The sequence below is a fragment of the Asanoa sp. NPDC049573 genome (assembly GCF_040676615.1).
Taxonomy (GTDB): Bacteria; Actinomycetota; Actinomycetes; order Mycobacteriales; family Micromonosporaceae; genus Asanoa.
In genome coordinates this window covers 565,343-586,100 of the sequence record NZ_JBFAPI010000001.1, presented here as the reverse complement: position 1 = coordinate 586,100, position 20,758 = coordinate 565,343, and the positions used below count along the sequence as shown (strand labels likewise).

Sequence of the window (20,758 nt, the reverse complement as noted above, 5' to 3'; positions counted from 1 at the left end):
ACCGCCACGATACCGAGCACAAGCGCGGCGACGCTGGCGAGGCCCACCGGGAAACCGTTCTCGCGTGGCGCAGAAGCGTCAATTGGAGGATCCTGGCGACCGGATGTCCGGCGCGAGATGGTTATAAGGCCTGGCACTGCGGTCAAGAGCGCAGCTATCGCGGCGATCAAAGCGGCGAAATCATTCAAGGGTATTGCCTTTCCCAAATTCCGCCGCCCAGTATGGCATTGATTTTGATTAGGGAAGGCGTAAGATGTCATGTAGTTGGACGTTGAGCATTAGCCGATGAGAGGCTAGGGAAGTGATTCCAAGATCGCCACGAGTCGGTCGTAGATCCGACCAATCGAGTTCTGGCCTTTCCCCGGTGCCGACAGCCAGCCCAGTGGCCCCGCTGCTGACGTGTTTGCTGATCGCACTCAGTGTTTTTTTCGGGAGCGATACGATCTTCGTTCGTTGGGTTGCAGGTTCGGTTGGGTTGACGGCCGGAACGGCGATCCTCTGGGCCTACGTGGCTAGTTCGGGTCGTCGGTCGACGATCTAGGTCTGGCCAGGCAGTTTGAATGACAGTCATTCCACTCGGCCAGCACGCGTCGGGCTGACCAAGACGGTTGCCGCGCCCCGTCGCTTGAGCGGCCCGGCCACCGCCGGCCTCCACACAACTGGGTCAGGGTGATAGCGCCGGCTGATTGCGCCCTGCTACCAGCAACCCATCAAGCGCCGTCACAGGACTGTTTTGGCGGTGAGATCAAGTAGCCCAGTCTATGTTGGATGGTCATGATGCAACCGGCATTGACATGGAACGGTGTTCCAGGTGGACTGCTGATCTCCGCACAGTGGGTACACGGGAGGTTGGCGTGGTGCACAAAGGGTGGTGGCGCACGGCCACTGGCAGGCGCGTCCGAACAGGGGTTCTCGTCGGGCTGGTGGGCGTCGGGGCGTTGGTCGTGCCGACCGCGGCCAGTGGGCAGACGCCTGTCGATCTCGGGGTGCCGCAGGACGGCAACATGGTGGCCAACGGTGGGTTCGATGTCGGTGACCCGGACGGGCATCCGATCGGCTGGAGTGTCGAGGGCAACGAAGGCGCCGCCAACGTCGTCAACCTCGCCGCCTACCGCACCGCGGGTCAGGGCTCGCTGGAGGTGAACGTGCCGGCGGGCAACCCGGTCACCCTGACCAGCGACCGGATCGTCGCCGCGCCGGACCGCGCGTACACGCTCAAGGCCCGGGTCAAAGGTCGTAGCGGCACGCCCGCGGAGCTGGCCATGTCCTTCACCGACTTCAACCGCGCCGAACTGGCGGTCAAGGCGGCCGACGTCACCTACAGCGCCGACTGGCAGACCGTCACCGTGACCGGCACGGCGCCCGCCAACACGGCGCAGGTGACCGTGCGGATCACCGGGGCCGACGCGGGATGGTCCTACGTCGACGAGGTCAGCCTGACCGAGGCGCCGCCCGCCTACGACCCGCACCTCGGCACCGAGCGGGAACTGTTCCTCGACGACTACCGGATCGAGTCCAGCAGCGACGTCGGGCGGGTGGTGCACGCGGCCGACAAGCGGCCCGAGCCGGTCATCCGGGCCACCTACCCGTGGGAGAGCAACGCCTACATCTACGGGTCGGTGTTCAAGATCGGCGACGTCTACCGCATGTGGTACGACTGCAACAACGACGTCTCCCCCGGCTACTTCCTCTGCTACGCCGAGAGCAGGGACGGCGTGACGTGGACCAAGCCGCTGGGTCGCGGCAACGTCGGCTACAAGGACATCCCGGCCTCGCGGACCAACCTGATCATCGCGGGCGGCGGGACGATCGCCTACAACCCGAGCGCGCCGGCCGATCGCCGCTTCTCGTTGCTGCAGTTCCAGACCGGCGTGGTCAACCAGACGCTGGGCTACTACGCCTACTTCTCCCCCGACGGCTACACCTGGACGAAGGCCAGCACCGCGCCGGTGCTGCTCGACGGCGACGTCTCGCAGGTCGCCTGGGACGCCAAGACGCGGCGCTACATCGCCACCATCAAGAAGCGGATGTTCACCTCGCGCACCCCGGGCGTCTACGACCGGGCGGCGTTCGTATCCACCAGCACGGACTTTCTCACCTGGAGCACGCCGATCCTCGGTGTCGCCGGGGACTACGCGGACGACGGTGCGGCGCAGGCGTTGAACGGGCTCGAGGGCCAGATCTACGGCATGCCCGTCCTGCCGTACGAGAGCACCTACATCGGCATCCCCTGGGTCCTGCTGATCACCAACTTCACACACGGTTCGCAGGCGTCGGCCGGTGACGGTCCGGTGCTGCCGCAGATCGCGTCGTCGCGCGACCTGGTCGACTGGAGCCGGCCCGTACGTGACCCGGTCATCCGGCCGGGCCTGCCGGGCGCGTGGGACGACGGCGCGCTCTACACCGCGTCCAACGTGGTGGTCGACGACAAGAAGATCACGATGTACTACGGCGCCTTCAACGCCGGGCATGGTGGACAGGTCGCCGGGTCCGTGCCGTACACCAGCGGGGTCGGCATGGCGACCTGGCGCCGCGACGGGTTCGTATCGCTGACCAACGCCGCCACGCCGGGCGCCGGCGACCCGGGCACCGTCACCACCAGGCCGCTCGTGACCGACGGCGAGAACCTGCACGTCAACGCAGTCGTACGCGGCAAGGGCTCGCTGACCGTCGAGGTGCTCGACGCGGCGGGAAACACGGTACCCGGCTACACGTCGATCCCGGTCACGGGCGACCGGTTGGACGCGCAGGTGCGCTGGAAGGGCGGCGGGACCCTGGCGGCCCTGGCCGGGCAGCAGATCAAGCTGCGCTTCTCGCTGGTCGACACCGACCTGTATTCCTACCGGGTCGGCTGACCGCCGCACGGGCCCGCCCCGGGGAGATCCGGGGTGGGCCCGGGGATGGCAGGCTGGGCCGCATGGACCTGCTGCCTGTCGCCCCGATCGAGACGTTGCGCCAGCGCCGGAGCGCGAAATGGCGCTTTCATCCGCACGACGTGTTGCCGCTGCCGGTGGCCGAGATGGACGTCGACCTCGCACCGCCGGTCCAGGCCGTGCTGCGTGCGGCCGTCGAACGGTCCGACACCGGCTACCCGGCACCGGCGCCGACGCTCGCCGACGCGCTGGTCGGCTTCGCCGGCGAGCGCTGGGGCTGGGAGATCGACCCGGCCGCGGTGACCGCCGTCGCCGACGTCGGGGTCGGCGTCGTCGAACTGCTCCGGGTGCTGGTGCGGCCCGGCGACCCGGTGGTGATCTGCCCGCCGGTCTACCCGCCGTTCTTCGGCTGGATCCCGGAGGCGGGCGGCCGGGTGCACGAGGTGCCGTTGCGCGACGGGCGGCTCGACCTCGTGGGGCTGGAGCGGGCCTTCGCCGCGCAGTCGGCGGCGTTCCTGCTGTGCAACCCACACAACCCGATCGGCCGGGTACACAGCCGCGAGGAACTGACCGAGATCGTGCGCCTGGCGACGGCGTACGGCGTGCCGGTCGTCAGCGACGAGATCCACGCACCGCTGGTGCTGCCCGGTGCGACGTTCACGCCGATCCTGACGATCCCGGGCGCGGCCGCGGTGGCCGTGTCGCTGGTGTCGGCGAGCAAGGCCTGGAATCTGGCCGGGCTGAAGTGCGCCACCCTGGTGACCGCGTCGCCGAGGATGGCCGCTCTCGCCGACCGCCTGCCGCCTGACACCCCGTGGCGGGTCGGGCATTTCGGGGTCCTGGCCAGCGTGGCCGCCTACACCGAGGGATCGGCCTGGCTCGACCGGTTGCTGGCCACGCTCGACGACCGCCGGGCGCTGCTCGGCCGGCTGCTGGCCGAACGGCTGCCCGAGATCTCCTGGGCGCCGCCCGAGGCGACGTTCCTGGCGTGGCTGGACTGCTCCACCATCGGCGCCGGCGCCGCGCCGCGCGACCTGTTCTTCGAGAAGGGTCGAGTGGCACTCGAGCCGGGCCCACGCTTCGGCGCCGCGGGCGACGGCCACGTCCGGCTCAACTTCGGCACGAGCGCGGAGATCCTGGAAGCGGCCGTCGACCGGATGGCGGCGGCCATCGGGCGATGAGGTTCGCTGTAGGCGAACGACCATGACGGGCGTGATCGACCCGCGTGGGGCTACCGTCTAGGCGGGTAGTGCGCCTGCCCGCGCCTCGTGCGGTCGCCCACGCCGACCGCCGTTGCGGCCAAGAGGCTTCGACTCAGCGCCCCAGCTCCGCGCGGCCCTGCCGCGTCCCCGGACTGAGGCGCGTGGGGCCTCGCGAGGGCGTGACGGCATGTTCGAACGGTTCACCGACAGATCCCGCCGGGTCGTCGTGCTGGCTCAGGAAGAAGCCAGGATGCTCAACCACGGCACCATCGGCACCGAGCACCTGCTGCTCGGCATCGTCCACGAAGGCGACAACGCCGGCGCCGACGCGCTGGTCGCGCTCGGCCTGTCCCTGTCCACCGTCCGCCAGCAGGTCGAAGAGGTCGTCGGCCTGGGCGGCAAGGTGGCGGCCGGGCACATGCCCTTCACGCCGCGGGCCCGCCAGGTGCTGGAGCTGGCCCTGCGGGAGGCGTTGCAGCTCGGCCACGGCCACATCGGACCGGAGCACATCCTGCTCGGCCTGGTCCGCGACGGCGGCGGGGTCGGCGCCCAGGTGCTGGCCGGCCTCGGCGCCGACGCCGCGGCCGTCCGCCGGCAGGTGATCGAGGTGCTCGCCAGGCGCGGCAGTGACGACGAGGCCGGGCCGACCGGCAGCGCCGTGCTCGACCAGTTCGGCACCAACCTCACCCAGGCCGCCCGCGACGGCCGGCTCGACCCGGTGATCGGCCGGGAGACCGAGATCGAGCGGGTGATCCGGGTGCTCTGCCGGCGCACCAAGAACAACCCGGTCCTGCTCGGGGAGCCCGGCGTCGGCAAGACCGCGGCGGTCGAGGGACTGGCACAGCGGATCGCCGCCGGCGAGGTGCCCGACCGGTTGCGCCGCAAGCAGCTCTACACGCTCGACCTGGGCGCGCTCGTCGCCGGTTCGCGCTACCGGGGCGACTTCGAGGAACGTCTCAAGAAGGTGGTCAAGGAGGTACGCGGCCGCGGCGACATCATCCTGTTCGTCGACGAGATCCACACGATGGTCGGCGCCGGTGCCGCGGAGGGCGCGCTGGACGCCGCGTCGATCCTCAAGCCGCTGCTGGCCCGCCCCGAGCTGCAGCTGATCGGCGCCACCACCACCGACGAGTACCGGCGGATCCTCACCCGCGACGCCGCCCTGGAACGGCGGTTCCAGCCGGTCGCGATGGGTGAGCCGACGGTGCCGGAGACGGTCGCGATCCTCACCGGCCTGCGGCACCACTACGAAGCGCACCACCGGGTGGTGTTCACCGACGCCGCCCTGGTCGCGGCCGCGACCCTGGCGGACCGCTACGTCGCCGACCGGTTCCTGCCCGACAAGGCGATCGACCTGATCGACGAGGCCGGCGCGCGCACCCACCTGCGCGGGCTGCCGGCGGGGGCCGAGGTCGGCGCCGACGACATCGCGGAGGTGCTGGCCGACTGGACGGGCGTGCCGGTGCGGCGGTTGACCGCGGCCGAGAGCCAGCGGCTCGCCACCATGGAGGAGGAGTTGCACGGCCGCGTCGTCGGGCAGGACGAGGCCGTCGGCGCGGTCGCGCGGGCGATCCGGCGTACCCGTGCCGGTTTGAAGGACCCGCGCCGCCCCGCCGGGTCGTTCATCTTCGCGGGACCCACCGGCGTGGGCAAGACCGACCTGTGCCGAGCGCTGGCCGAGTTCCTGTTCGGCACCGAGGACGCGCTGATCCAGCTCGACATGTCGGAGTTCCACGACCGGCACACGGTGTCGCGGCTGGTCGGCGCGCCACCCGGATACGTCGGTCACGACGAGGGCGGCCAGCTCACCGAGCGGGTGCGCCGCCGGCCGTTCTCGGTCGTGCTCTTCGACGAGGTGGAGAAGGCCCACCCGGACGTGTTCCACACGCTGCTGCAGGTGCTCGAGGACGGCGCGCTGACCGACGGGCAGGGCCGCAAGGTCGACTTCCGGAACACGGTGATCATCCTGACCACCAACCTCGGCGCCCGGGACCTGGCGCGGGCTCTTCCGGTCGGCTTCAACAGCGTGGGTGGTGACGAGCACGTCAAGCGGTTGGTACGCGACGAGCTCGCGCGCCAGTTCCGCCCGGAGCTGCTCAACCGGATCGACGAGACGGTGATCTTCCGGCAGCTCACCGAGGCCGAGTTGGGCTCCATCGCCGACCTGATGCTGGCCCAGGTGGCGCAGCGGTTGGCGGCCCGCGACATGACACTGGAGGTGACCGACCGGGCCCGGGCCCACCTGGTGCGGCTCGGCTTCGACCCGGCGTGGGGTGCCCGGCCGTTGCGCCGCACGATCCAGACCGCGGTCGAGGACGCCCTGTCGGAGCGGATCCTGTTCGAGGAACTCCGGCCGGGCCAGCGGGTGGTGGTCGACTGCCCCGACTCCGAGTTGGAGTTCCGGGTCGGCGAGCCCGCCGTCGGTCAGGTCGGGTAGCCGGTCTCCTGCCCCGCCAGCACGACGATGTCGCCGGGCCGCATCCGCCGCGGCCCGGCGGCGCCGTCGAACCACACGTCGTAGCCGGTCGGCGGCCCGGCGGCGGCCCACCAGGCGCCGACGATCGACCCCTCGGCCCCGGCCGGCGTGCGGACCCGGGTGCCGGCCGCGTGCCCGTCGTCGGCAACCACGAGGAGCGCGTCCAGAATCTGGCGTACGCCGGTCCACGGCGCGCCGGCCTCGTCGCGGAAGGCGCGGAACGCGTCGCGGAGCCGGGCGCCGCGGCCGCCGGTCAGGGCCGCGTCGATGCGGTCCCAGAGGATCGTCCAGTCGCCGTCGAGCAGGCGCCGAGCGGCCCGGTCGAGGTCACCGCAGACCAGGTCGACCGCGGTCTCCTGGCCGGTCTCGGCCGCCCAGGCCCGGCCGTCCGCGGTGTCGTCGCCGGTCCCCGTGGGCCGGGCATGACGGTCCGCGGTGTCGTCGCCGGTCCCCGTGGGCCGGGCATGACGGTCCGCGGTGTGCTCGCCGGTGCCGGCGGACCGGGCATGACGGTCCAGGGTGTGCTCGCCGGTGCCGGCGGACCGGGCACGGCCGTCCGCGGTGTGCCCGTACCCCGCGGCGACCAGGTAGAGCATCGCGAGCAGGTCGGCGCGGCCGGCGCCCGCGTAGCAGGGGCCGTGGCCGGCCTCGCCCGGTGGGAAGCGCCCGACCAGGTGCTCGGCCCGGCCCAGCGGGAGGCGGGCGGCCAGGCGGGCGTCGGCGAGTTGCTCGGCCGCCGGGCGGGCGGCGCGCAGGCCGAGCGATCCGCGGCCGTTGAAGGCGATCGGGTACACCGTGCGGCCGTGCGTGCCGGGCGTCTCGCCCGCGCCGAGGCCCGCGGCGATCTGCCGGGCCGCGATCGAGTAGGGCAGACCGGACCGCGCGGCATGCGCCCGGATGGCCCGCTTGCGCGCCCGCCCCGAGCGCGGCCGCCGCCGCGACAGTTCCTCCGTCATGGCAGTCCTCCCGGGGTCGGCGACTGCTCCGAACCTACCCCCGGCACGCACCTGGTCAGCCACCGAGCCGGGCACTCAGGTGCCGGCGACCGGATTTCCGCGTACCCCGGATCGGCCGAATGTCTTGTCAGCCGTACGGCCGGATGTCCGAGGTTGATCACGTCGATCGGTTGGCGGCTACCGCCGGGCCGGCGGCGGGACGTGTCACTTGAGCGTCAGAGTCCGCACGACCGCTTGTCGTTTCCCGCATGGATCATCGGCAGACTGCGACGATGACGTATCGAGGGGCGCGACTCGGGTTGCTGGCGGTCGTCGCGGCAGTGGTGTTCGTCGCGGGCTGCGGCAGTCCGCAGGACACCGCGACGCGACCGGTCGACGTGGCGGTGCCGATCCCGGCCGGCCTGGGAACGGCCGCCCCGGAGACCTCCGCAGCGCAGACCCCCGAGGCCGAGCCGACCACCGAGGCGCCCGCGCAGCCGGTCGTGGAGAAGAAGATGGTCCGCGAGACACAGCGGATCGCGTTCTCGACCCGGACGGTGAAGGACTCCAGCCTGGCCTCGGGCACCAAGAAGGTGCGCACCAAGGGCGTCGCCGGGCAGCGGACGATCACCTACGAGGTGACCTACACCGACGGGAAGCAGACCGCGAAGAAGCAGGTCAGCTCGACTATCACCAAGGCGCCGGTGACCCAGGTCGTCGCCGTCGGCACGAAGACCAGCACCCGCGCGTGCGACCCGAACTACAGTGGCTGCGTGCCGATAGCGTCCGATGTGGACTGTTCGGGCGGCGGCGGCAACGGGCCGGCGTACGTCCAGGGTCCGGTCAGGGTCATCGGGTCGGACATCTACGACCTGGACCGCGACGGCGACGGCATCGGCTGCGACTCCTGACCGGCGGGCCCAAAGGGCCGTCGACCACGGTGCCGCCGGCCAGCACCAGCTCGTGCTCAGCCATGGAGGGCCAGCGCGGACAGGGCCGCGTTGACGATCGCGCCCGGCTCCAGGTCGTGCAGGGCGTAGAGGTCGGCCACGCTGCCGGACTGCCCGAAGCCGTCGACGCCGAGCGGCACGCACGGCACGCCGAGTGCCGAACCCAGCCAGGCCATCGCGTGCGAGGCCGCGTCGTGCACGGTCACCAGCGGCAGGCCCGCAGCGAACACACCGCGCAGCACACCCGGCAGCGCCGGCACCCGCGCCGATCGGATGCCGGTGCGCAATGCCGCCTGCCAGTCGGTGTAGAGCCGGTCGAGCGAGGTGACGTCGACGACATGGGCGGCGACGCCCTCGCCGGCCAGCTCGTCGGCCGCGGCGAGCACCTCGGGCAGCACCGCGCCGCTGGCCACCAGCTGCACGGTGGCCGCCGCGCCACCGTCGCGCAGCCGGTAGGCGCCGGCCAGCACCTGCCGGCGCAGCACCGCGTCGCCGAGCCGGTCCCGGGCGGCGTCGAAGGGCGCCTGGTCGATCGGCCGGGTGGTGAGCCGGAAGTAGAAGGCGCCCTGGCCCGACGCCACCGCACCGAGCGCGGCGCACAGCTGCCAGTCGAGCGCCGTGCCGTAGGCCGGTTCGGCGAACGTGACTCCGGGCAGCTCCAGCCCGATCGAGGCGGTCAGCGTCGACTGGTGCGCTCCGCCCTCCGGCGCCAGTGTCACACCGGACGGCGTGCCGGCGACGACGAAGCTGGCGCCGGTGTAGGCCGCGTAGATGAACGCGTCCAGCCCGCGGCAGACGAACGGGTCGTAGACCGTGCCCACCGGCAGCAGCGGCTGGCCCGACAGCTCGCCGGCCAGGCCGAGCTGGCCGAGCAGCATGAACAGGTTCATCTCGGAGATGCCAAGCTCGATGTGCTGCCCGCCGGGCCCTTCCACCCAGCGCAGCACCGGGTCGGTCGACCAGGTCGTGCGCGGGTCGGGCGCGAAGATTCCGGTGCGGTTGATGAATCCGGCCAGGTTGGTCGACGTGGCCACGTCTGGTGCGGTGGTCACCAGGTAGGGCGCCACGGCCGGGTCGCGGGCCAGGTCGGTGAGCACCCGGCCGAACACCTCCTGGGTGGACGCCCGGGCACCGACCCGGACGCCGGAGCGCCGGGGCACCGTGGCCCGCTGCGGCGCCGCCGCCTCGGGCCGGGCCAGCGCCGCACGGCGGGCCTCGACCAGCGCGCCCGCGGCCGACGACGGGTCGAGCCGGTCCCACTCGGTCCGGGCCGTCAGCCCGCTGGCTTCCCGCAGCGCGTCGATCTGCTCGCCGCTGAGCAACGCCGAATGGTTGCGTGGATGGCCGGCGGCGGGCAGGTGCCAACCCTTCACGGTGTACGCGAACACGACGCTCGGCCGGTCGGTCACGGCGTCGCATTCGGCGTACGCCGCCAGCAGCGCTTCGACGTCGTGCCCGCCCAGGTCCTGGAGCAGGGCCGCCAGTTCCGGGTCGGGCACGCCGGCGACGGCCGCGGTGACCGGCGCCGGCGCGCCGTCGAGGAACCGCTTGCGCAGCTCCTCGCCGCCGAGGCCGAAGAGCGACTGGTAGTGCTCGTTGGGCATCGCGTCGAGCCAGTCCCGCAGCGCGCCGCCGTGCTCCCGGGCGAACGCCGCGCGCAACCGGGAGCCGTACTTGACCTCGACCACGTGCCAGCCGGCCGCGGCGAACTGGGCGGCCCACTGCGCGACCCGGATGCCGGGCACGACCCGGTCGAGCGACTGGCGGTTGAGGTCGACGACCCACATCACGTTGCCGAGGCCCGCGGTCGCCGGGTCGGCCACCGCCTCCCAGACGCTGCCCTCGTCGAGTTCGGCGTCACCGATGACGGCCACGAACCGGCTCGGCTCGCGCTCGCCGAAGTGCGCGTCGACGTAGCGCCGGGTGGCGGCGGCGAACAGCGGAGCGGCGGCGCCCAGGCCGACGGAGCCGGTCGAGAAGTCGACGCCGTCGGGGTCCTTCGTGCGCGAGGGGTAGGCCTGCAGGCCGCCCCGGGCCCGCAACCGGGTCAGGTAGGACCGGTCGAGGTTGCCCAGCAGGTAGCTGATCGCGTGGAAGACCGGCGCGGCGTGCGGCTTCACCGAGACCCGGTCGGCGGCCCGCAGGTGCCCGAAGTAGAGGGCCGTGAGCACCGAGACCAGCGACGCCGACGAGGCCTGGTGCCCGCCGACCTTGACGCCGTCGCCGGTGTCGCGCTCCCGGTTGGCGGCGTCGACCATCCGCACGGCGAGCCAGAGCACCCGCCGCTCGATCTCTTCCAGTTCCGCCCTCATGCCGGCCGCCCCGGCAGGTAGGCGAGGGCGCCGCTGACCAGCGTCTCGATGCCGCGGCGCAGGGTCGGCAACCGGTCCGGCGCGTAGAACGGGGTGTGCTGGCCCGGCATCCGCGCCATCCGCTCGCGCAGGTCGCCGGGCGCCGCGTCCCACAGCGCGGCGTCGGTGCTGCCGTAGAACCACATCGTGGCCGGTATCGAGACGCCGTCCCACGATGAGAAGTAGGCGAAGTCCTCGCTGCCGTTGTTGGCCGACGGCAGGTCGATCACGTCGCCGGCCCCGAACAGTTCGGTGTGCACGGCACGCACCCGATCCGTGACCGCCGCGTCGTTGTCGACCGGGATCGTGTGCTCCAGCAACTCGATGTCCGGTGACCGGGGCGCCCGGCCGGTCTCGGCCACGCCCCGCACGATCCGCTCCATCGCGGCCTGCAGCGTGTCCATCACCGGCTCGCTCGTGGCGCGCAACGTCACCTCGAGCACCGCCTCGGGCGGGATGATGTTGGGCCGGGTGCCGGCGTGCACGGAACCCACGGTGACCACGGTCATCTCGCCAGGATCGATCTCGCGGGCGACGATGCCCTGCAGCGACACGATGGTTTGCGCGGCCAGCAGCACCGGGTCGACCGACCAGTGCGGTGCCGCGCCGTGCGCCCCGCGGCCGTGGATGGTGACCCGGAAGTTGCGGCAACCCGAGTAGGCGACCCCCGGCCGGTGGTGCACCATGCCGGTGCGGGTCACCGCGCAGTGCTGGGCCAGCACCACGTCGGGGCGCGGGAACTTCTCGAACAGTCCCTCGCCGAGCATCGCCTTCGCGCCCTGCATGGTCTCCTCGGCCGGCTGCGCGATCAGCAGCAGCGTGCCGCGCCACAGGTCGCGGCGGGCGGCCAGCAACTCGGCCGCGCCGATCAGGCTGGCGGTGTGCAGGTCGTGGCCGCAGGCGTGCATGACCGGCACGGTCGTGCCGTCGGGGCGGTCGCCGACCGCAATGCTCGCGTAGGCCAGGCCGGTGTCCTCGGCGATCGGCAGCGCGTCGAAGTCGGCCCGCACCCCGACCACCGGCCCGGGCCCGTTGGCGAGCACGCCGACGACGCCGTGCCCGCCGAAGCCGGCTGTCACCGCCAGGCCCGCGGCGGCGTAGCGCTCCGCGACGATCCCGGCCGTGCGCGCTTCACACCCCGACAACTCGGGGTGTGCGTGCAGGTCCTGGTAGATCGCGTCGACGGCCGGCATGACCCCGTCGAGGCCGCTGAGCACGGCGCGGGCGCGGCCGGCCGTCTCGGGTGGGGACTCGGTCGTCATCGGTTGCCTCCCCTGTGGACCACATTCGAGCCACAGACTAGCTTTCGTTGTCAGCCGCGCTCAAGGAAATGTCGGCCTGTTTTCGAAAGTCTATTGACTACTCGAACACTTGCGGTCGATGCTGAGGCGGGCCGGGCGGCCGGCCCTTTTGGCGAGCAAGGAGCGGCACATGCGGATTGCCAACGTCGCCGGCCGGCTGACGGTCGTCACGCCGTCCGGCGGCATCGACGTCGAGCGCGCGAGCGGCGGCCGCTTCGCGGCCGACCCCGCCGCGGTCTACGCCCGCTGGGCCGAGTTCACCGCCTGGGCGGCCGTGCTCGACGGCGACGCGACGCCGTTCGACGAGACCGACCTGGGCGCGCCGTCGCCGCGGCCGGCGCAGGTGTTCGCGGTCGGCCTCAACTACGGCGCGCACGCGCTCGAAGCCGGCTACGACATCCCCGAGGTGCCGATCACCTTCACCAAGTTTCCGACCTGCATCACCGGCCCGCACGGCGAGCTGCCGATCCCGGGCGATTCCGTCGACTGGGAGGTCGAGCTGGTCGCGGTCGTCGGCACCCGGGCCGACCACGTCACGACCGACGACGCCTGGTCGCACATCGCGGGCCTGACCGTCGGCCAGGACTACTCCGAGCGCCGCGTGCAGACCCTCGGGCAGTCGCCACAGTTCAGCCTGGGCAAGTCGTTCCCGGGCTTCGGCCCGACCGGGCCCTGGCTGGTCACCCTCGACGAGTTCGACGACGTCGACGACCTGGCCCTGGACTGCACCGTCAACGGCGAGGTGATGCAGTCCGGGCGCACCCGCGACATGCTGATGTCGGTCCCCGCGCTCGTCTCCCGCCTGTCGGCGGTGTGCCCCCTCCTGCCGGGCGACCTCATCTTCACCGGCACCCCGGACGGAGTGGGTTCCGGCCGCACTCCCCCGGTCTTCCTGCGCCCGGGCGACGAGGTGGTCAGCACGGTCGAAGGCATCGGCGCGATCCGCCAGCGCTGCGTCGTGGGCGTTCACGCGGCCGTCTGAACGCTCGCGACCTGGATCGCCCGCCCCGCCGCCCCGGCGGGCCTACGGACAGGCATCCTTCGACTCGGGGCGCAGGTGGCGGTCCAGGAAAGCGTCGACCGCCGCCGCGCGGCGGGCTCGGGCTGACGGGCGGCCGAGGAGGTTCATCAGGTGGCCCTCGCCGGGGATGCGGACCAGGTCGACCTCGCGACCGAGCAGCCGCAGGGCGGCGTGCATCTGCTCGCTCTGCGACAGGGGCACCACCTGGTCGTGCTCGGCGTGGATGAGCAGCAACGGTGTGTTGATCCGGTCAGCTTCCAGCAGGGGTGAGCGGTCCACGTAGCGCTTCGACGTCCAGGGGGTGCCGGCCATGGGCAGGTCCCAGAAGCCGGGGGCGGCCCAGGCGGCCAGGAAGTTGCTGAGGCCGTTCTCGCTCACCGCGCAGGCGAAGCGGTCGGTGTGGGCTATCGCCCACTGGGCCATGAAGCCGCCGTAACTGACGCCCCAGATCGCCATGCGCGCCGGGTCGACGCCGGGCAACCCGGCCGCCTCGTCCACCGCCGCGGTGATGTCGGACCAGTCCTTGCCGCCCCAGTCGCCTCTGATGGCCGTCGCGAAGTCCTCGCCGTAGCCCTGGCTGCCGCGCGGGTTGAGGGTCAGCACCGCGTAGCCTCTCGCGGCCAGGCGTTGGACCTCGGCCGTGTGGCGCCAGCCGACCGCGCCGTGTGGGCCGCCGTGGATGTTGACCAGCAGCGGTCGGCGTCCTCCCGGCCTCGTGGTCAGCCAGGCGTCGATCTCGACGCCGTCGGACGCGTGCACCTCCAACGGGACCGTCGGGGCGGCCGCGCGTACCGCCGACGGGTTGGCTTCCGTCAGGGCTCGCGGGCGTTCCGTGGTTTCCTCGGCCACGTGGATGTCGCCCGGGTCGCGGGGGTCGGTGCGGATGAAGGCGATCCGACCGGCGGCGACGGATGGGGACAGGCAGGTGTGGCCGCCGTCGAACGCGCGGCCGCTGCGTCCGGATGACGGGGCGAACCAGGCCAGGGGGCCGCGGCCGCCTATCGCGACCTCGGTGTAGACGCGGCCCGAGGCGGCCGACCAGACCACGGTCGCGTCGCCGGTGCCTCTGGGGTCGTCGCCGCGGACCGGGTTGCCCAGGCCGTGGCGCCAGTCGGCGGTCAACTCGACGTCGGGATCGGTCAGCCAGAGCCGCAGGTTGACGTCGCCCGCGTCGCCATGGCGATGTCCCAGGTAGGCGAGCCGGGTCCCGTCGGGGCTCCAGGCGAAGCCGCGCACGGGGCCGGAACCGTCGGTGCGGCGGGTGACCTCGTCCGGGCCGGTCGCGACGCACAGGTCGCCGCCGGAGCCGAACTCGTCGGTGAGGAAGGCCAGCCGGTCGCCTGACCACTGTGGACTGTGCGCGTCGCCGGCTAGTGTCCACAGCGGATGGCCGTCGGCCCGGACCACCTGGATGCGGCGGTGCCGGCGCCAGCGGCCGGGCCGGCCGTCGACTCGGACGCCGTCGAGCGACTCGACCACCGCGGAGCGGGCGAGCGCCAGCATCGAGCCGTCCGGGGCCCAGGCCGCCTCGGTGATCTGGCCGCCGGCCTGCCTGGCCAGTCGCGTCGCCTCGCCGCTGTGCGGGTCGATCAGCCACAGCGTCTCGCCGCGTGACACCGCCAACCGGGTGCCGTCCGGGGCCCAGCGTGGGGCCTCGCCGGGGCCGAGCCACGCCGTGGGGCCGCCGGCGGCCGGCACCACACCCACCCGGGATACCACCGCATCGGTGGTGTGGTCCAAGGTGCGTTCCACGTACGCCACCCGGGTGCCGTCTGGTGACAGGCGGGGGTCGGCCAGCCAGCGGAGGTCAGTCACCGAAGTCGAGCACCGCGGTCAGGGGCGAGTCGGCGGCGAACAGGGCCGCGTAAGCCGCCGGCGCGTCGTCGAACGGCACCCGGGCCGCGGTCATGACGTCGAGGTCGACGCGCTTCTCGGCCAGCAGGCGGACGAAGTGACCCATGTTGCGGTTCTCGGTCCAGCGCACAACGCCGATCGGCAGGTCGACGTTGTTCTCCTCGTAGACCGGGTCGTAACGGCCGGGACCGTAGGCGATCGACGGCACGAAGGTGGCCTGCGCGCCGAAGAACCTCGCCCGGTCGAGGTCCATCCCGAAGTCGCCCAGCGCGACCACCCGCCCGCCGGGGCGGAGCAGGTCGAAGGCGAAGTTGACCAGCGTGCTGCCCGGGTCGGCGGCCGCCACGATCACCGCGTCGACGCCGAAGCCGCCGGTCAGGGCGCGTACCCGGTCGAGCCCGGCAGTGCCCGTGTCGGTGAGCGTCGCGACCGCGCCCAGCCGGGTGGCCAGCGCGAGCCGCTCGGTGTTGGTGTCCAGCGCGACCACGTAGACGCCGGCCGACGCCGCGAGTTGGGCGATCAGCAGGCCGAGCATGCCGCTGCCGAAGACCGCGACCGTCTCACCGAACCGGCACTCGGTGCGGCGCAGCGCCTCGATCGAGACCGCGCCGAGCGTGACGTGGGCGGCGGCGGCGAGGTCGACGCCGGCCGGCACCGGCACGGTCAGGTTGCGCGGCACGGCGACGAGCGAACAGTGGTAGGCGCACTGGCTGCCGCTGCACGCGACCAGGTCGCCCGGGCGCAGGTCGAGCACGTCCTCACCGACCGCGACGACCGTGCCGGCCAGGCTGTAGCCGAGCGACGCCGCGTCGTCGGGCGGCGGCTGCGGCATCCGGGTCTGGCCGCGCACGGCGCCGGAGCGGACGGTGCGCCACTCGTACGCGGCGTTCGGATACTCGTGCGCCGCCGCGATGCTGGTGCGGGTGGCCCGCACGATCGACCGTTCGGTGCCGGGGCTGATCACCGAGTAGCGCGGGCGGACCAGCACGTCGCCGGGGCCGGGCGTCGGGTCCGGCACGTCGCGCAGGATGACACCACCACCCTGGGCCAGCACCCGGCGGGCCATCAGCGCACACCCCGGGCGTGCGGGCGGATCGACGGGTTGACGATCGCGTCCGTCCAGCCGGTCGTCAGCCACTCGACGGTGGCGCCGTACACCGCGCGGCGCAGGTCGCGACCGGACTGCGGCGAGTTGGCGCCCTCGTGCGGGGTGAGGATCACGTTGGCGCGACCGCGCAGCGGGTTGTCGGCCGGCAGCGGCTCCTGCTCGAAGACGTCGAGCGCGGCGGCGCCCAGCCGGCCGGCGTCGAGCGCCTCGACCAGCGCCGCCTGGCTGACCACGCCGCCGCGGCTGGTGTTGACCAGCGTGGCGTGCGGCCGCATCAGGGCCAGCGTGTCGGTGTCGAAGAGGTGGCGGGTGCCGTCGGTCAGTGGCACGTGCACGCTGACGAAGTCGGAAGCGGCCAGCAGTTCCTCGAACGAGACCTGGCGGACCGCCGGGTCGGTCGAGGTGACCACCGGGTCGTAGCCGAGCACCGTCGCGCCGAACGCGCCCGCGACGTGGGCCACGTGCCGGCCGATGCGGCCGAGCCCGACCACGCCGACCGTGCTGCCGGCCAGCCGCCGCTGCTGGGCCGGGCCGTGCCGCCACAGGCCCTGCTGGCCCTGCCGATCGCGGTAGACCACCTGGCGGGAGACCGCGAGCAGCAGGGCGAGGGCGTGCTCGGCGACGTCTTCGGTGCAGTACGCGGGCGCGTTGGCCACCGCGATGCCCAACTCGGTCGCCGCGGCCACGTCGATCTGCTCGTAGCCGACGCCCCAGCGGATCGCGAGGCCCAGCTTGGGCAGCCGCTCCAGCACGTCGCGGGTCAGGTGCGGGGTCCACTCGACCCAGATCACGTTGGCGTCGCGGGCCGCCTCGACCAGCGCGTCGCCGTCCGCGGCGCGGACCACGGTCAGCTCGGCGCCGACCTCGGCCAGCGCCGCCGTCTCCTCGTCGTACGGCGCGAGATCGCCGACGTACTCGAGCTGCACGACCGAACTCATCGCGGGCTACCTCCGGGTTTCCATGTGCGGCGCCAGCACGTCGGTGACGAGTCGCGCCTGGGACAGGTCGTTGTAGAGGTGGAACGACAACCGGATCACGGCGCCGGGGCCGGTGGGGGGCACCGACGTCACGATGTTCGCCGCCCGCAGCGCGGAAGCGGCCGCGGCCCGGTCGGCGACCGGGACCGCGAGCACCGACGAGCCAGTGGGCGGCAGGCCGAGCAGCTTGGCCGCCTCGTCGGCGAGGCCGACACACCAGTCGCGCCGCTGTTCGGCCGGCACGGCGGCCAGGAACTCCAGCGCGGGCACCGCGCCGACCCAGGCGTGCCAGGCCAGCGACACGTCGAACCGGGCCGCGGTCGGCGCCAGGTCGGCCAGCGAGGGGCCGTAGTAGTGGGCGTAGGCGTCGCCCGCCGACCGCCACGACGCGACGGCCGCCGGGACCTGGTCCCAGCGCGAGCGGGCGACCCGCATCAGCGCCACGCCGCGCGGGCAGAGCAGGTGCTTGTAGGCGGCGACGAGCACGTAGTCGAGCCCGAGCGACTCGGCGTCGACCGGCAGCACGCCGGCCGCGTGGGTCGCGTCGACCAGCACGGCGGCACCGACGGCGCGGGCGGCGGACGCGACCGCCGCCAGGTCCTGCACCCGGCCGTCGTTGGAGCGCACCTGGCTGGTCACCACCAGCGCGGTATCCGCGCGAACCGAGTCGGCGAGCGCGTCGAACGGAACCTGCCGGACCCGCAGGCCCCGCGCGGCCGCCGCGACCAGCGCGGGCAGCAACACCGAGGCGAACTCACCGGACGGCACGAGGATCTCGTCGCCGGGCGACAGTGAGCCGAGCACGACCCCGGCACCCACCGACACGGCCGGCAGCAGTGCGATCTCGTCGACCGGTGCGCCGAGCAGCGGCCCGGCGGCGGCCCGGCAGCGCTCGGCCCGCACGTCCCAGTCGTCGACCCAGTCGGCCGACCCGTCCTGCCACGTGGCGAGCGCGCCCTCGAGGGCGGCCACCGTGCGGCGCGACGGCAGGCCGTAGCCGGCGGTGTTGAGGTAGGTGCGGGACAGCGGCGCGAACTCGGCGCGCGCGGACGGATGCACTAGGAGCCTCCACCGAGGAACTCGGTCGACCGCTCCGGGCTGGGCACCGCCGCGATCAGCTCCTTCGTGTAGGCGTGGGTCGGCTCCCGCAGCAGCTTGGTCGTCGGCCCCTCCTCCCGGATCACCCCGTTCTGCAGGATGATCGCCTCGTCGGCGACCGCCCGCAGCACGCCCAGGTCGTGGGTCACGAAGACCACCGTCAGCTCCCGGTCGGCCTGCAGGCCCACCAGCAGTTCCAGGATCGAGGCCTGCACCGACACGTCGAGCGCCGAGGTCACCTCGTCGCAGAGCAGCACCTCGGGCTCGGCCAGCAGCGCCCGGCCGATCGCCACCCGCTGCCGCTGCCCGCCGGACAGGTTGCGGGGATAGCGGTCGAGCAGGTCGGGCGAGAGCCGGACCTGGCGCATCATGGCCGCGACGGCCTCGCGCCGGTCGCGCTTGGCGATATCGGAACGGAACAGCTTGAGCGGCCGTTCCAGCGACTGGTAGACGGTGTGCCGCGGGTTGAGCGTCGAGTCCGGGTTCTGGAAGACGATCTGGATCGCCTGGCGCAGCGCGACCGGTCGCTCGCCGGCCAGCCCGGCCAGTCGCGCGCCGCGATAGGTGACCGTGCCCGACGAGGGGCGCACCAGGCCGGCGATCGCGCGCAGCAGCGTCGACTTGCCGCTGCCGCTCTCCCCCGCGATGCCCAGCGCGCGGCCGGCCGGCACCCGCACCGAGACGTCGTCGACCGCCACGAACGGATCACCCGAGCCGGGCCGGGCGAACACGACGCCGACGTTGTCGACGGTCAGGATCGCGTCGAGGCCGGCCGCGGCCGCGGGGCGCGAGGTCACCACCGCCGGCCCCGCCTCGGCGGCCGGGTCGAACGGCGGCAGGTCGTCGAGCCGGACGCACCGGGCCGCGCGGTCGTCGGCCAGGCTGACCAGCGGGATGTCGGTCGCGCAGGCATCGCTGCGGAACCCGCACCGCTGCGCGAAACCGCAGGTGTGCACCGGCACCGACGGCAGCGGGATGCCGGGGATACCGTGCAGCGGCCGGTCGGACGCGATCGTGGGCACGGCACCGATCAGGGCGGCGGTGTACGGGTGCCGCGGCGCCGCGTACAGGCTGGCCGCATTGCCTTGTTCGACGATCTGGCCGGCGTACATGATGGCCAGTTCGTCGCAGACGGTGGCCAGCAGCGCGAGGTTGTGGCTGACGTAGAGGGCGGCGATGCCGGCGTCCCGGGCGAGGGCCACGATCAGCCGGTTGACGTGTGCCTGGGTGACCACGTCGAGCCCGGTCGTCGGCTCGTCGAGGATCAGCACCTCGGGCTCGACCGACAGCGCCAGCGCCAGCGCGATCCGCTGCTGCTGCCCGCCGCTGAACTGGTGCGGATATTTCTGGAGCGCAGACTCGGGCTCCGGGATCTCCACCCGGCCGAGCCACTCCGCACTACGCGCCAGGGCGGCCGCCGTGTCGAGACCGCGGTGCCGGCGCAGCCCCTCGACGAAGTGCCGGCGGATGGTCAGGGCGGGGTTGAGCGAGGTCGCGGTGTCCTGCGGCAGGTAGGCTAGCCGGGCGCCCCACACCTTGCGCAGGTCCTTGACGGACGCCCGGTCGAGGTCGCGGCCGTCGAACGCGACCTTGCCGGCCAGCGTCTCCTGCCCGGCGACCCGGTAGCCCAGCAGCGACAGGGCCAGCGTGCTCTTGCCGGAACCGGACTCGCCGGCCAGGCCGAGGATCCGGCCCGCGTGCAACCGCACCGAGACGTCGGCGAGCACCTGGGTCAGCCCGTCACGCGACCGGTAGCCGACCGAGAGGCCCTCCGCCGCGAGGTCACCGTCGCGTTGCGCTGTCTGCGTCGTCATCGGATCACCTCCATGGATACCCGATCCCTCAGGGCGGGTAGGAAACGAAGGCACCCGGACGGCGCGCCTCCACGAATGTCGCTCACACGCCGTCCACGGTGGCGGTCTCGCAGGACGCGACCGGCCGCTGGTTCGTGTCGCTGCTTTGCGACGACGTGATCGCCGAAACCATCGCCACGAGCGCGGTCGGGATCGACGCCGGGCTCGACTCCCTGCTCACCCTGTCGACCGGGGAGAAGGTCCCAAACCGGCGCCACGAACGCCAGGACCGGGTGCGGCTCGCCCGTGCTCAACGGCGGCTCGCCCGCAAGGCCAAGGGCTCCAACAACCGGGCCAAGGCCCGGGTGAAGGTCGCCCGCGTCCAGGCTCGGATCGCCGACCGCCGGCACGACCATCTGCACAAACTGACTACTCGACTCGGGCGCGAAAACCAAACGCTCGTGATCGAGGATCTGAGCGTCCGCAACATGGTCAGAAACAGGAGCCTTGCCCGGGCAATCAGCGACGCTGCCTGGCGAAAGTTGCGGACCATGCTGGAGTACAAGACCGACTGGCACGGCGGGAACCTGATCGTCGTTGACCGCTGGTTCCCCTCGAGCAAGCTGTGCTCCGTATGCGGCGTACTCGCCGAGAAGATGCCGCTGAGCGTGCGGGAGTGGACGTGCCGTTGCGGCACCATCCACGACCGCGACGTGAACGCGGCACGCAACAGTCCTCAACGGGCACACGCCCGCACGAGGCAGTCGGTGCCGAAGCAGGAAAACCCAAGGGCGACCAAGGGAATTCCCGCTCTTTAGG

At 72.7% G+C, this 20,758-nt stretch carries 14 protein-coding genes; 6 read left to right on the top strand and 8 right to left on the bottom strand.

The genetic code is table 11. The features are described 5' to 3' along the window. Positions 1-923 precede the first annotated feature (923 nt). From AB0J74_RS02670 to AB0J74_RS02660, 3 genes are all read left to right on the top strand, one after another. Entirely contained in the window at positions 924-2,855 is a 1,932-nt protein-coding gene (locus AB0J74_RS02670; protein WP_363443529.1) for a hypothetical protein, read from the top strand. 62 nt (positions 2,856-2,917) lie between these two features. Continuing rightward, complete coding sequence (locus AB0J74_RS02665; protein ID WP_363443527.1) at positions 2,918-4,054, top strand: aminotransferase class I/II-fold pyridoxal phosphate-dependent enzyme; 1,137 nt, start codon at positions 2,918-2,920, stop codon at positions 4,052-4,054. A 208-nt stretch (positions 4,055-4,262) separates the two neighbouring features. Further along, positions 4,263-6,512, top strand: a complete 2,250-nt coding sequence (locus AB0J74_RS02660; RefSeq protein WP_363443525.1) for an ATP-dependent Clp protease ATP-binding subunit — start codon at positions 4,263-4,265, stop codon at positions 6,510-6,512. Here the strand turns inward: AB0J74_RS02660 and AB0J74_RS02655 are convergent. Beyond that, positions 6,500-7,507 carry a hypothetical protein gene (locus AB0J74_RS02655; RefSeq protein WP_363443523.1) on the bottom strand — a complete coding sequence of 336 codons (1,008 nt, stop codon included), beginning with the start codon at positions 7,505-7,507 and terminating at the stop codon, positions 6,500-6,502. The genes AB0J74_RS02660 and AB0J74_RS02655 overlap by 13 nt on opposite strands. A gap of 272 nt (positions 7,508-7,779) precedes the next feature. Here AB0J74_RS02655 and AB0J74_RS02650 point away from each other — a divergent pair, with 272 nt between their 5' ends. Further along, a complete protein-coding gene (locus AB0J74_RS02650) occupies positions 7,780-8,397 on the top strand; it encodes a G5 domain-containing protein (protein ID WP_363443521.1) in 618 nt (205 codons plus the stop codon). Between the two features lie 56 nt (positions 8,398-8,453). Here AB0J74_RS02650 and AB0J74_RS02645 read toward each other — a convergent pair whose 3' ends face one another. Together AB0J74_RS02645 and AB0J74_RS02640 are read right to left on the bottom strand one after the other, a co-directional pair. Beyond that, on the bottom strand, positions 8,454-10,748 hold the full coding sequence (locus tag AB0J74_RS02645) for a transketolase C-terminal domain-containing protein (protein ID WP_363443519.1): 2,295 nt from the start codon (positions 10,746-10,748) through the stop codon (positions 8,454-8,456). Then, positions 10,745-12,049: an amidohydrolase gene (locus AB0J74_RS02640; RefSeq protein ID WP_363443517.1), complete on the bottom strand. Its 1,305-nt coding sequence runs from the start codon at positions 12,047-12,049 to the stop codon at positions 10,745-10,747. The genes AB0J74_RS02645 and AB0J74_RS02640 overlap by 4 nt, the downstream gene beginning before the upstream one ends. Positions 12,050-12,218: 169 nt before the next feature. Between AB0J74_RS02640 and AB0J74_RS02635 the strand changes: the two genes are divergently transcribed. Further along, complete coding sequence (locus tag AB0J74_RS02635; protein ID WP_363443516.1) at positions 12,219-13,070, top strand: fumarylacetoacetate hydrolase family protein; 852 nt, start codon at positions 12,219-12,221, stop codon at positions 13,068-13,070. Positions 13,071-13,112: 42 nt separating this feature from the next. Here the strand turns inward: AB0J74_RS02635 and AB0J74_RS02630 are convergent, their stop codons facing one another. Genes AB0J74_RS02630 through AB0J74_RS02610 form a run of 5 tightly spaced genes read right to left on the bottom strand, consistent with a single transcriptional unit; the run spans position 13,113 to position 19,960 of the window. Beyond that, complete coding sequence (locus AB0J74_RS02630; RefSeq protein WP_363443515.1) at positions 13,113-14,924, bottom strand: S9 family peptidase; 1,812 nt, start codon at positions 14,922-14,924, stop codon at positions 13,113-13,115. Continuing rightward, positions 14,917-16,029, bottom strand: a complete 1,113-nt coding sequence (locus AB0J74_RS02625; RefSeq protein ID WP_363443514.1) for a zinc-binding alcohol dehydrogenase — start codon at positions 16,027-16,029, stop codon at positions 14,917-14,919. Before AB0J74_RS02625 ends, AB0J74_RS02630 begins: the two co-directional genes overlap by 8 nt. Next, the gene (locus AB0J74_RS02620) at positions 16,029-17,009 is read right to left on the bottom strand and encodes a C-terminal binding protein (RefSeq protein ID WP_363443512.1); all 981 of its coding nucleotides are present in this window, start codon (positions 17,007-17,009) and stop codon (positions 16,029-16,031) included. Before AB0J74_RS02620 ends, AB0J74_RS02625 begins: the two co-directional genes overlap by 1 nt. A gap of 6 nt (positions 17,010-17,015) precedes the next feature. Then, positions 17,016-18,107 (bottom strand): aminotransferase class V-fold PLP-dependent enzyme, encoded by a 1,092-nt coding sequence (locus AB0J74_RS02615; RefSeq protein WP_363443510.1) that lies wholly within the window; start codon positions 18,105-18,107, stop codon positions 17,016-17,018. Then, entirely contained in the window at positions 18,107-19,960 is a 1,854-nt protein-coding gene (locus AB0J74_RS02610; protein WP_363443508.1) for an ABC transporter ATP-binding protein, read from the bottom strand. Before AB0J74_RS02610 ends, AB0J74_RS02615 begins: the two co-directional genes overlap by 1 nt. A gap of 98 nt (positions 19,961-20,058) precedes the next feature. Between AB0J74_RS02610 and AB0J74_RS02605 the strand changes: the two genes are divergently transcribed. Further along, positions 20,059-20,757: an RNA-guided endonuclease TnpB family protein gene (locus AB0J74_RS02605; protein WP_363443506.1), complete on the top strand. Its 699-nt coding sequence runs from the start codon at positions 20,059-20,061 to the stop codon at positions 20,755-20,757. Position 20,758: the final 1 nt, after the last annotated feature.